Here is an 11,267-nt window from a genome sequence, read left to right as displayed (position 1 = left end):
GCTCGCGATAGCGGTTTAGCATTCAACACTTCTGTTGTCTGACACACCGCTATCGCGAGCAGGCTCACTCCTACAAGGGGTGTGTGAACTGCAGACATAAAAAGCCCCGCCTGATCGACTCAGGCGGGGCTTTTGTGTTTCAGCGGGTGAAGCTTAGTTCGAGCTGATCGCCGAACGCGGCATCACGGGCTGGTTGTCGTTGGAAATGGTCACTTCCACACGACGGTTCATCGCACGACCCGAAGTGCTGGTGTTTTCCGCAACCGGGTATTCCTTGCCATAACCCTGCGCAACGACGCGCGCTGGATCAACGCCCATCTTCACCAGCGCCATGCGCACGGAACCGGCACGACGCTCGGACAGCGACTGGTTATGCGAAGCCGTACCGGTGCTGTCGGTGTAGCCTTCGACGATCACTTTGCGATCAGGGTTTTCCTGAAGGAACTGCGCCAGTTTGTTGATGTTCACCAGACCACTGGATTTCAGGTCAGCTTTGTCGGTGGCGAACAGCACGTCACCGAAAGTCACCAGCGTACCGCGATCGGTCTGCTTGGCGTTGAGGCTGTCCTGCAGCTGCTTGATCTGCTGATCGCGAGCGTCGAGACGCGCCTGGGCACGTTGCGCCGAAGCATTTTTCAGGTTGGCTTCAGCGGTGCGCAGGGCGATGGTTTGCTTCGCCACTTCAACACGCTGATTGGTCAGGTAAGCCAGTTGGTCGACCTCGTTCGGGTCTTTCTTGTCCATATAGGCCTTGTCGGCCTTGTCCAGGTAATCGCTGGCGTCTTTGGTTTCCAGTGCCGCCACTTTGCTGGCTTGCGGGTTGGCTTGCAGGCCGCTGTAGTTGGTGCGGGCCTGTTCCAGGTTCGCGTTAGGCGGTGTGGAGCAGGCAGCCAGTGCAACGCTTGCGGCCAGGAGAGCGGGGATCATCAATTGTGTACGCATAATAATTCGTCCTTTCTATCGATAAGAGCTTCAAGTCTGGTGTCGGGATGCGCGCTTACTGCACGGTGCGCTGGCTTTCCTGACGCAGTTCCTGAACCCCTTTCTGAGAGTCCTTCACAGCTTGTTCGGCTTTCATCGCCTGAGCTTTGCGTTCGGCTACGCGAGCGTCCCACTCAGCCTGCTCGGCCAGCACTTTGGCCTCGGCATACTTTTTGTCGTGCATGGCGATTTCGGCTTGCTTGAGCTTGTCCTGCGCGGACTTCATTTCCACGGCGGCGAACTCGGTGCCGCCGGCGCTGACGGCGCCATTCACAGCCGATTGGGTCACGGCGAATTGCTCGGTCGGCGGATTGCCAGCACAACCGGCCAGTACGAAGCTGCTGCCGATTGCCAGGGCAGCCAGTTTCAGACTGCGCAGGTGGGTGAACGAGGATTTGGCAGTTCGGGTCTTCATGGTCTTCAACTCCATTGGTGTAACTCCTGAAAAACTTAAAATCCATGCTGGGCAAGGAGCCGTAACCGTCAATTTCCGGGGGTGTTTTGAAACGGCCGTCCCAGGCGTGGTTAATGGCTGTGACCCGAGGGGTTTTTCAAAAGTTCAGAGAAGATGGCCTATCGCCCGAAAATACTTTGACCGAACGGACAAGGCTCTAAATCGGGAACTTTGGCGATGTGCAGCGGTATGCCCGACCTTTTCAAGGCTCGGGAACACGCAATTATCGAAGGAATACGCAGGCTAAATGTGGGAGCGAGCCTGCTCGCTAGCGGTGTATCAGCCAACAGAAATGTTGAATGTTCAACCGCATTCGCGAGCAGGCTCGCTCCCACAGGGTTCGGCGGGGGGATCAGTGTTTCTGCTTGTCATCGCTCGATGACAAATCGTGCAAGTGACGACGGGACAACGCGAGAAAACGCGGGGTCGGGCCGATGTCTTCGTACAGCGGATCACCTTCTTCATCGGTGGCGACCACGGTCGATCCCTTCACGTATGGAAAGCTCTTTTCGAGCTCTTCCAGCGCGGCGCCGATCAGTTCGCCAAGCAGTTCTTCGGGTTGGCGTTTGGGATACATCTCGGTAATCGCCGCCAGCCGTGCGGCCGCTTCCATGTCCAGACGAATCCTGTAACCGGTGTCGGTCAGGCGACCCTTGGCGTTTTCTTCCCAATGCTGGGCAAGTTCGCGGATTTTCATAAAAACCTCATTTCGCTCCTGCTCGTGGCAGGCGTGTGAGTGTCCGCCAGTGGCCGGCGGCAAGCCGTTGTACGGCTTACTCTTCAGACTAGCTCGAACCCATAAGGTTTACCGCCCCTTCGTCGTCTGCTTGTAAGAAGCGCTTTAGAGCGGCACTCTCTGTTAACAGAGCATGGCATTCATAGACACCCGGATTTTCGCTGGAGAACTGCTGATGACCGATATTGATGCACGCTTGCGCGAGGACGTTCACCTGTTGGGTGAGCTGTTGGGCAACACCATTCGTGAACAGTACGGGGACGGCTTTCTCGACAAGATCGAGCAGATCCGCAAGGGCGCCAAAGCCGACCGTCGCGGTTCGATGGACGCCGAGCTGAGCGCCAGCCTCAACCAATTGAGCGAAGACGAGTTGTTGCCGGTGGCGCGGGCGTTCAACCAGTTTCTCAACCTGGCCAATATCGCCGAGCAGTATCAGCTGATTCACCGCCGGGAAGAGTCGCAACCGGCGCCGTTTGAAGCACGGGTGTTGCCGGAACTGCTCGCGCGCCTGCGTGCCGAGGGACATAGCGCCGAATCCCTGGCCCGGCAACTGGGACGGCTGGAAATCGAGCTGGTCCTCACCGCGCACCCGACCGAAGTGGCGCGCCGCACGCTGATCCAGAAGTACGACGCCATCGCCGCGCAACTGGCCGCTCAGGATCATCGCGACCTGACGACAGCCGAACGCGAGCAGATCCAGGCGAAGTTGCAGCGCCTGATCGCCGAAGCCTGGCACACCGAAGAAATCCGCCGCACCCGCCCGACGCCAGTCGACGAAGCCAAATGGGGTTTCGCGGTGATCGAGCATTCGTTGTGGCAGGCGATTCCCAACTACATGCGCAAGGCCGATAAAGCCCTGCACGCCGCCACCGGCCTGCATCTGCCGCTCGAAAGCGCGCCGATTCGCTTTGCCTCGTGGATGGGCGGCGACCGTGACGGCAACCCGAACGTGACGGCCGCCGTGACCCGGGAGGTGTTGCTGCTGGCGCGCTGGATGGCTGCGGATTTGTACGTGCGCGACATCGATCACCTCGCCGCTGAACTGTCGATGCAACAGGCCAGCGATGCACTGAAAGCCAAGGCAGGGGACAGCGCCGAACCTTATCGCGCGGTGCTCAAACAGTTGCGTGAACGCCTGCGGGCGACGCGTAATTGGGCGCATGCCTCTTTGACGGCCACCACCCCGGCACCGGCCGATGTGCTGCAAAACAACCGCGACCTGCTGGATCCGCTGGAGTTGTGTTACCACTCCTTGCACGAGTGCGGCATGGGCGTGATCGCTGACGGTCCATTGCTCGATTGCCTGCGTCGGGCGGTGACCTTCGGGCTGTTCCTGGTGCGGCTCGATGTGCGCCAGGATTCGTCCCGTCACACGGCGGCGATGACTGAAATTACCGACTACCTCGGCCTCGGTCGCTACGAAGACTGGAGCGAGGAAGAGCGCATCGCCTTCCTGGTGCGTGAGCAGAACAATCGGCGGCCGTTGCTGCCAGCGTACTTCAAGCCGTCGGCCGACACCGCCGAAGTGCTGGCGACGTGCCGGGAAATTGCTGCCGCCCCGGGGGCCTCGCTCGGCTCTTATGTGATCTCCATGGCCGGTGCCGCTTCCGACGTGCTCGCCGTGCAACTGTTGCTCAAAGAGTCCGGCGTATTGCGGCCGATGCGTGTGGTGCCGCTGTTCGAAACCCTCGCCGACCTCGACAACGCCGGCCCGGTGATTGAAAAGCTGTTGCTGCTGCCGGGCTATCGCTCGCGCTTGCAAGGGCCACAGGAAGTGATGATCGGCTATTCCGACTCGGCCAAGGACGCAGGCACCACCGCCGCGGCCTGGGCGCAGTATCGGGCGCAGGAGCGTTTGGTCGACATCTGCCGCGAGCAGCAAGTCGAGCTGCTGTTGTTCCACGGTCGCGGCGGCACCGTGGGGCGCGGTGGTGGTCCGGCGCACGCGGCGATTCTGTCGCAGCCGCCCGGTTCAGTGGCGGGACGTTTCCGCACCACCGAGCAGGGGGAAATGATTCGTTTCAAATTCGGCCTGCCGGACATCGCAGAGCAGAACCTCAATCTGTACTTGGCGGCGGTGCTGGAAGCGACACTGTTGCCACCGCCGCCACCGGAACCGGCGTGGCGCCATTTGATGGACGAGTTGGCCGCCGACGGCGTAAAGGCTTACCGCGCCGTGGTGCGGGAAAATCCGCAGTTCGTCGAGTACTTCCGCCAATCCACCCCGGAGCAGGAGTTGGGTCGCTTGCCGTTGGGCAGCCGCCCGGCCAAGCGCCGCGCTGGCGGGATTGAAAGCCTGCGCGCCATTCCATGGATCTTCGGCTGGACCCAGACGCGCCTGATGTTGCCGGCCTGGCTCGGCTGGGAAGCGGCGCTGAGCAAGGCGCTGGAACGTGGCGAGGGCGAGCTGCTGGGGCAGATGCGCGAACAGTGGCCGTTTTTCCGTACACGCATCGACATGCTGGAAATGGTCCTGGCCAAAGCCGATGCCGACATCGCCCGATCCTACGATGAGCGTCTGGTCGAGCCTGATTTGCTCCCTTTGGGTGCGCATTTACGCGACCTATTGTCGCAGGCGTGCGCTGTGGTCCTCGGGTTGACCGGTCAGTCTCAGCTACTGGCACATAGCCCAGACACCCTCGAATTCATCCGCTTGCGCAACACCTATCTCGACCCGCTTCATCTATTGCAGGCCGAACTGTTGGCGCGTTCGCGGCAACAGGAAGTGGCGCAGGGCAGCCCGGTAGAACAGGCGCTGCTGGTGTCTGTGGCGGGGATTGCTGCCGGTTTGCGAAATACCGGCTAAGGTTTTCGTCGTGGGGGGAAGGCACCCGGCGCGAGCTTCGGGTGCCGGTGGACAAGGGGCTGAAAAGGTCTGACAAGCGACAGTTAATGACGGGGTTGCGACTAGGAGTACCCCGTCCCAAGGTCACGCAAGGCGCGGGTTTCTCCGACTTTCGGCGGCTTGTGTGGTCCGGGCCTGCTGTGTATCTTGATCAGCCTTTGGCCGTTTGGGCGGTCACGACCCTGTTTTTGAGATTGGCCCCACGAGGCGAATCCGTTGTTATCTATATAAAAAATTGAGGAGCACATCGATGCGCGTCATTCTGCTGGGAGCTCCCGGGGCCGGTAAAGGTACTCAGGCTAAGTTCATCACCGAAAAGTTCGGCATCCCGCAAATCTCCACCGGCGACATGCTGCGTGCCGCTGTCAAGGCTGGCACCGAGCTGGGCCTGATCGCCAAGAGCGTCATGGACAGCGGTGGCCTTGTGTCCGATGACCTGATCATCAATCTGGTCAAGGAACGCATCAGCCAGGCCGATTGCGCCAACGGTTTCCTGTTTGACGGTTTCCCGCGCACCATTCCCCAGGCTGAAGCCCTGGTGAAAGCCGGCGTCGAGCTGGATCACGTGGTCGAGATCGACGTCAAGGACGAGGACATCGTCCAGCGTATCGCCGGTCGTCGCGTGCATGAGGCTTCAGGTCGCGTGTACCACATCGTCTACAACCCGCCGAAAATTGCCGGTAAGGACGACATCACTGGCGAAGAGCTGGTACAGCGCAAAGACGATACCGAAGAAACCGTGCGTCATCGTCTCTCCGTCTACCACGCTCAGACCGAGCCTTTGGTGAAGTTTTACCAGGAGCTGTCCACCGCTCAAGGCAAACCGAAGTACAGCCACATCGAAGGTGTTGGCTCGGTTGAAGCGATCACCGGCAAGGTGCTTGAAGCGCTGAACTGAAAAGTCTGAATCGCTTCATCTTCTACGGCCCGCTTGCGGGCCGTAGTTGTTTATACTGGCGCACTTTTTCTGACCTCTCTTACGGAAACATCGATGAGCACCTTGCTGGCCCTGGACACCGCGACTGAAGCTTGCTCCGTTGCCTTGCTGCATGACGGCAAGGTCACGAGCCATTACGAGGTGATTCCGCGCCTGCATGCGCAAAAGCTGTTGCCGATGATCCAACAGTTGCTCGCCGACGCCGGGTCCACCCTGCAAGCGGTTGATGCCATTGCCTTCGGTCGTGGACCGGGCGCATTCACCGGCGTGCGGATCGCCATTGGTGTGGTGCAGGGCCTGGCGTTTGCGCTGGATCGCCCGGTGTTGCCGGTCTCCAACCTGGCGGTACTGGCACAACGGGCTTATCGCGAACACGGCGTCAGCCAGGTCGCAGCCGCCATCGATGCGCGCATGGATGAGGTGTATTGGGGGTGCTACCGCGAAACGGCGGGGGAGATGCGCCTGGTCGGCAATGAAGCGGTGTTGGCGCCGGAAGTGGCCGCATTGCCGGCTGATGCCAGCGGTGAATGGTTCGGCGCCGGCACGGGGTGGGGGTATGCCGAGCGCATCGCTGTCAATCTGAGTGGGCAGGATGCAGGCATGCTGCCGCACGCCGAAGACCTGCTGACGCTGGCGCGGTTTGCCTGGGCGCGTGGAGAGGCAATCGTGGCGGACGAGGCTCAGCCGGTTTATCTGCGCGACAAAGTGGCGACGCCGAAAGCGCGTTAATCCCAATGCTGTTGTGGCGAGGGAGCTTGCTCCCGTTGGGTTGCGAAGCGACCCCAGGATTCCATCAGCAACACCGAGCCGGCAGGTTTTGCGACGGCTGCACAGCCGAACGGGAGCAAGCTCTCTCGCCACAATGAACATTCCAACTGCGGCCAATCGTCGATTTATCCCCCGGCTTTTAAACCTTTTCGTATTTCTGTGTTCTAGTTATCACTCGGTGGTTTGCGAAGTGGGTTATGTGCCACTAAACTGCCATTACTGATACCGGACATGTACTTATGCGTATAGACGGCCTTTCCTCCCAGTCCTACCCCCTCAAGCGCAAGCCTCGCAAAGGCCCTGTGGCGGATGACGACTACGTCGATATCGACGGCGAGCTGGAAATTCCATCCGAAGAGCAAATGGCCGCCCGTGCCGCCAAGGCTTCCGCGCAACGCCTGAGCAATCTCCCGGCCCGTCAGCAAGACATGATCTACCACCGTGCCATGAGCAAAAGCGTCGCCACGGCACTCGCCAGCTACTTGAGCACCGCCGGTTTTGTCGATTGGGATACCGATGTAATGGGCCTCGACCTGTACATCTGATGCGGCTGCCTTATTACCTCGGCTGCCCGTCCTGGAGTGAAAACGCCTGGCGCGATTATCTTTATCCGCCAGATGCCAAGCCCGCTGACTTCCTGAATCTCTATTCCCAAGTATTCAACGCCGTAGAAGGCAATACGACCTTCTACGCGAGCCCGGCTGCCAGCACCGTGCAGCGCTGGGCCGAAATCATGCCCGAACACTTTCGCTTCACCGCCAAGTTTCCCGGCGACATCAGCCACGGCGGTGACCTGCGCGAGCAACTGACCGCCGCCGACACCTTCCTGCAATTGCTCAGCCCGCTCGGTGAACGGGTTTCGCCCCTGTGGCTGCAACTGTCGAAAAGCTTCACGCCACACCGATTGCCCGAACTGGCCGGCTTCATCGATGCACTTGAGCGACCGCTGGCCGTTGAAGTGCGGCATGACGAGTTCTTTGCCAAAGGCGATAGCGAGCGCCGGCTCAATCGTCTGCTGCTGGATCGGGGCGTAGAACGCATCTGCCTTGATCCGCGAGCCCTGTTCAGCTGCACGTCGACCGATCCTTCGGTCCTCCACGCCCAATCGAAAAAGCCCAGGGTGCCGCCACGTCCGGCAGCGTTTACCCAGTTTCCGCAGGTGCGTTTCATCGGCCATCCGCAGCTTGAGGCGAACGATTCGTTTCTGGAGCCGTGGGTCGAGAAAATCGCCTTGTGGATCGAAGAGGGCCGCACGCCCTACATCTTCCTGCACACTGCCGATAACTTGCTGGCGGCCAAACTGGCGCAACGTTTTCACGCAAAACTGATGCTGCGTTTGCCTGGCTTGCCGCCGTTGCCTGAGCTATACAGAGAACCCGCCGCCGAGCAACTTGGCTTGCTCTGAGGCGGATTCGTTCCCTTTTTCAGGAGCCTGCCAATGGATGCGCAAACCCTTCGAGCCCAGGTGTTCAAAGCACTGCACGAACGCGAGGGCGCTTTTGTCATTCCCAATCCGTGGGACGCCGGCTCGGCGAAGATGCTCGCCAGCCTGGGTTTCGAGGCGCTGGCGACTACCAGTGCCGGTTATGCCTTTTCCAACGCACGCCCTGATGGAGGGTTGACGCTCGACGATACGCTGGCGAACGTGCGGGCGATTGTCGCGGCCACCGATCTGCCGGTGGCAGTGGATCTGGAAAACGGTTTCGCGGACGACCCGGCTGAGTGTGCACAAAGCATTTTGGCGGCCGCGGCGGCCGGTGCGGTCGGGGGCTCGATCGAAGATGCCACCGGTCGTGAAGACGCGCCGATCTACTGTTTCGAACATGCCGTGGCGCGCATTGAAGCCGCCGTCGCAGCGGCTCGCAGCCTGCCTTTCCCTTTTATGCTGACCGCCCGTGCCGAGAATTTTCTGCACGGCAATCCTGACCTGGCCGATACCATTCGCCGTTTGCAGGCGTTCGCCGAAGCGGGCGCCGACGTGTTGTACGCGCCGGGGCTGCGCAGCGCTGAAGACGTGTTGGCGGTGGTCCGCGCCGTGGCGCCGAAACCGGTCAACGTGTTGATGTCCGGGGGGCTCAAATTGACGGTGGAGCAATTGAGCGAGATGGGCGTCAAACGCATCAGCGTCGGCTCGGCCCTGGCCTTGGCGGCCTACGGCGAGTTTTACCGCGCGGCCGAAGAGATCAAGACGTCGGGCACCTTTGGGTTCACGTCACGGTCGATGCCATACGCCAAGGCCAATCAATTGTTCAAAGGCTGACGATGCGGTTTCGGTGGTGGCTGTTGTTGATGCTGTTAATGATCGGTGCGGCGGGCGTGAGCGTCTGGCGCGGCTGGATCTCGCCGCCACCCCAGTGGAACCCTTGGGCGCCGCTGGACGTGAAGGCCGCCCCGAACTTTCTGACGCGCTATAAACTGATGCGCCTGCGCGATGATCCGCAATTGTGTGATCAGGCCTTGAGCAGCTCCGGTTTACGCGTTGCGCATCAGGCCGACAGCCCCGGCGCGACGTGCCCGTTGATCAACACCTTGCGTGTCCAGGGCGGCGATGTGGGGTTGAGCAGCAGTTTTCTCGCCAGTTGCCGTTTGGCGGTGTCGTTTGCCCTGTTCGAGCACCACGCCCTGCAACCCGCCGCGCAAGCGGTGTATGGGCAGCCTGTCAGCCGGGTCGATCATCTTGGCAGCTTCGCCTGTCGCAACGTTTATGGCCGCGAAAACGGCAGGCGAAGCCAGCACGCCAGCGCCGATGCGCTGGACATCGCCGGTTTCCGCCTGGCGGATGGTCGCTCCATCAGCGTGCTCAAGGATTGGCCCAAGGATAATCAGGACGCCCAGTTTCTGCGCCAGGTCCGCGATGGCGCCTGTGGCGTGTTCAGTGTGGTGTTGAGCCCGGACTACAACGCCGCCCATCGCAATCACTTTCATGTCGATGTCGGGCCGTGGTGGGTGTGTCGCTGAGGGCTTTTGTTGAAGGTCAGGCGGCGATGCGCAGATTTTGCAGGACGATCGGGCGAGCCCAGCCGGTATCGAAATCGAAATGTTTTTGTTGCTCGACCAATTCTTCGGGGGAGAACGGCGGGAACGGTTTGTCCAGCAGGTCGAGTTCGAATTCGGCGATCGGCAAGTGCAGAGAACGCGGTTGTGGTGCCGGGCCGGCTTCTGGCGCAGGCTGGCCGGCGGTGAGCACGATCGGCCGCACCCAGCCACTTTCAAAGTCTTGTTGCTTCTGCTGGGCGACGATTTCTTCAGCCGGGAACGGCGGGAAAGGCTTGTCGGCCAGGTCCATTTCGAACTCGGCAATCGGCAGGAACAGCGGCTCGGGTGGTTTGACTTCGGTTTCTTTCACATCGCATTCGCGTTGGCTGACGATGTGCGCCAGCAGTTCGCTGCCGACGGTCGGCTCCACCGGGCTTTCGAGATCAACCGGAGGAAACGTGCCACACGCCGGCACCACATCCGTCGACTGTTCGGCCAGGGCCTGGGCAAAAAAATCCTGCCACAGGTGACTGACGCCGCTCAGTGCCTGGGAATTTCGCAGGCCATAATCGCCATGACGCGATATGTAGCCTACGGATGTGGATTGAATGCCTGACATTTTTCTCGGTCGACGCTCAGCTCTGGCAAAATGCTCGTTAGTTTTGTTATCGGCCGTTTTTGCCGATCATTAATTTTTTGAGCGTGTTTCCCCATGATTGAGCAACCTGCGGCCTGCCGCATCCACGTCGAGGCCTCAGCCCCGGCGTTCCAGCCACAAGCCGAGCAGTGGGCCGAACGCCTGGGCTTGCCTTTGCACGTGGATGACGGCGAGTTTGCCTTGCAGGTGGGCGAACAAGGTTTGCAGCTGCAGCAACTGGGGCCGGACGCACCGGGGCCGGTGCGGGTGGACTTCGTCGAGGGCGGCGCGGCGCATCGACGGTTGTTCGGCGGTGGCACTGGGCAAATGATCGCCAAGGCGGTGGGCATCGCCCAGGGCGTGCGTCCGCGTGTGCTGGATGCCACGGCGGGGCTGGGCAAGGATGCGTTCGTGCTGGCGAGCCTTGGCTGCGAGATGAGCCTGATCGAGCGTCAGCCGCTGATTGGCGCGTTGCTTGAGGATGGACTGGCCCGTGGCGCGGAGGATTTCGACGTGGCGCCAATCGTGGCGCGGATGAAGTTGCTCAAGGGCAACTCAATCGAGGTCATGCGCAACTGGGAAGGCGAGCCGCCGCAAGTGATCTACCTCGACCCGATGTTTCCGCACCGTGAGAAAACGGCGTTGGTGAAGAAGGAAATGCGTCTGTTCCGGCCGTTGGTCGGCGATGATCCCGATGCGCCGGCACTGCTCGAGGCCGCATTGGCACTGGCCAGCCATCGGGTGGTGGTCAAGCGTCCGCGCAAGGCACCGTGTATTGCCGGACCCAAGCCCAGTCATGCGCTGGACGGCAAATCCAGTCGGTATGACATTTATCCGAAGAAAGCGCTCAAGCCGTAAGACCGCGTTGCACCATTCGCGGGCAAGCCTCGCTCTTACAGGGTCTGCGTTAAACCTGTCGGAGCGAGGCTTGCC

Annotated in this window: 12 protein-coding genes; 8 read left to right on the top strand and 4 right to left on the bottom strand. The window is 60.8% G+C overall.

The window, feature by feature from the left end:
- Positions 1-153: 153 nt before the first annotated feature.
- The 3 genes from QMX98_RS26795 to QMX98_RS26785 all read right to left on the bottom strand — a co-directional run bounded on the left by QMX98_RS26795 (position 154) and on the right by QMX98_RS26785 (position 2,132).
- A complete protein-coding gene (locus tag QMX98_RS26795; RefSeq protein WP_077748310.1) occupies positions 154-942 on the bottom strand; it encodes an OmpA family protein in 789 nt (262 codons plus the stop codon).
- Positions 943-997: 55 nt separating this feature from the next.
- A complete protein-coding gene (locus tag QMX98_RS26790) occupies positions 998-1,411 on the bottom strand; it encodes a DUF4398 domain-containing protein (RefSeq protein ID WP_010462902.1) in 414 nt (137 codons plus the stop codon).
- Positions 1,412-1,787: 376 nt separating this feature from the next.
- A complete protein-coding gene (locus QMX98_RS26785) occupies positions 1,788-2,132 on the bottom strand; it encodes a pilin assembly protein (protein WP_282411628.1) in 345 nt (114 codons plus the stop codon).
- A 214-nt stretch (positions 2,133-2,346) separates the two neighbouring features.
- On the opposite strand from QMX98_RS26785, the gene ppc reads away from it, so the two are divergent.
- The 7 genes from ppc to QMX98_RS26750 all read left to right on the top strand — a co-directional run bounded on the left by ppc (position 2,347) and on the right by QMX98_RS26750 (position 9,679).
- On the top strand, positions 2,347-4,977 hold the full coding sequence (gene ppc, locus QMX98_RS26780) for a phosphoenolpyruvate carboxylase (RefSeq protein ID WP_077748312.1): 2,631 nt from the start codon (positions 2,347-2,349) through the stop codon (positions 4,975-4,977).
- Between the two features lie 289 nt (positions 4,978-5,266).
- Positions 5,267-5,914 (top strand): adenylate kinase, encoded by a 648-nt coding sequence (adk, locus tag QMX98_RS26775; RefSeq protein ID WP_010462894.1) that lies wholly within the window; start codon positions 5,267-5,269, stop codon positions 5,912-5,914.
- A gap of 93 nt (positions 5,915-6,007) precedes the next feature.
- Positions 6,008-6,682 (top strand): tRNA (adenosine(37)-N6)-threonylcarbamoyltransferase complex dimerization subunit type 1 TsaB, encoded by a 675-nt coding sequence (tsaB, locus tag QMX98_RS26770; protein ID WP_282411627.1) that lies wholly within the window; start codon positions 6,008-6,010, stop codon positions 6,680-6,682.
- 278 nt (positions 6,683-6,960) lie between these two features.
- The gene (locus QMX98_RS26765; protein ID WP_010462890.1) at positions 6,961-7,266 is read left to right on the top strand and encodes a hypothetical protein; all 306 of its coding nucleotides are present in this window, start codon (positions 6,961-6,963) and stop codon (positions 7,264-7,266) included.
- Complete coding sequence (locus QMX98_RS26760; RefSeq protein ID WP_282411626.1) at positions 7,266-8,126, top strand: DUF72 domain-containing protein; 861 nt, start codon at positions 7,266-7,268, stop codon at positions 8,124-8,126. The genes QMX98_RS26765 and QMX98_RS26760 overlap by 1 nt, the downstream gene beginning before the upstream one ends.
- A 33-nt stretch (positions 8,127-8,159) precedes the next feature.
- Complete coding sequence (locus QMX98_RS26755) at positions 8,160-8,981, top strand: isocitrate lyase/phosphoenolpyruvate mutase family protein (RefSeq protein ID WP_154911820.1); 822 nt, start codon at positions 8,160-8,162, stop codon at positions 8,979-8,981.
- A gap of 2 nt (positions 8,982-8,983) precedes the next feature.
- Positions 8,984-9,679: an extensin family protein gene (locus QMX98_RS26750; protein ID WP_282411625.1), complete on the top strand. Its 696-nt coding sequence runs from the start codon at positions 8,984-8,986 to the stop codon at positions 9,677-9,679.
- Between the two features lie 16 nt (positions 9,680-9,695).
- Here QMX98_RS26750 and QMX98_RS26745 read toward each other — a convergent pair whose 3' ends face one another.
- Positions 9,696-10,316 carry an energy transducer TonB gene (locus QMX98_RS26745; RefSeq protein ID WP_282411624.1) on the bottom strand — a complete coding sequence of 207 codons (621 nt, stop codon included), beginning with the start codon at positions 10,314-10,316 and terminating at the stop codon, positions 9,696-9,698.
- Positions 10,317-10,412: 96 nt separating this feature from the next.
- On the opposite strand from QMX98_RS26745, the gene QMX98_RS26740 reads away from it, so the two are divergent.
- The gene (locus QMX98_RS26740) at positions 10,413-11,192 is read left to right on the top strand and encodes a class I SAM-dependent methyltransferase (RefSeq protein WP_169856524.1); all 780 of its coding nucleotides are present in this window, start codon (positions 10,413-10,415) and stop codon (positions 11,190-11,192) included.
- Positions 11,193-11,267 lie beyond the last annotated feature (75 nt).

This window comes from Pseudomonas sp. PS02303 (assembly GCF_029959925.1).
GTDB lineage: Bacteria > Pseudomonadota > Gammaproteobacteria > Pseudomonadales > Pseudomonadaceae > Aquipseudomonas > Aquipseudomonas mandelii.
Note: the sequence above shows the minus strand (reverse complement) of the source record. Positions and strands in the feature narration are given on the sequence as shown.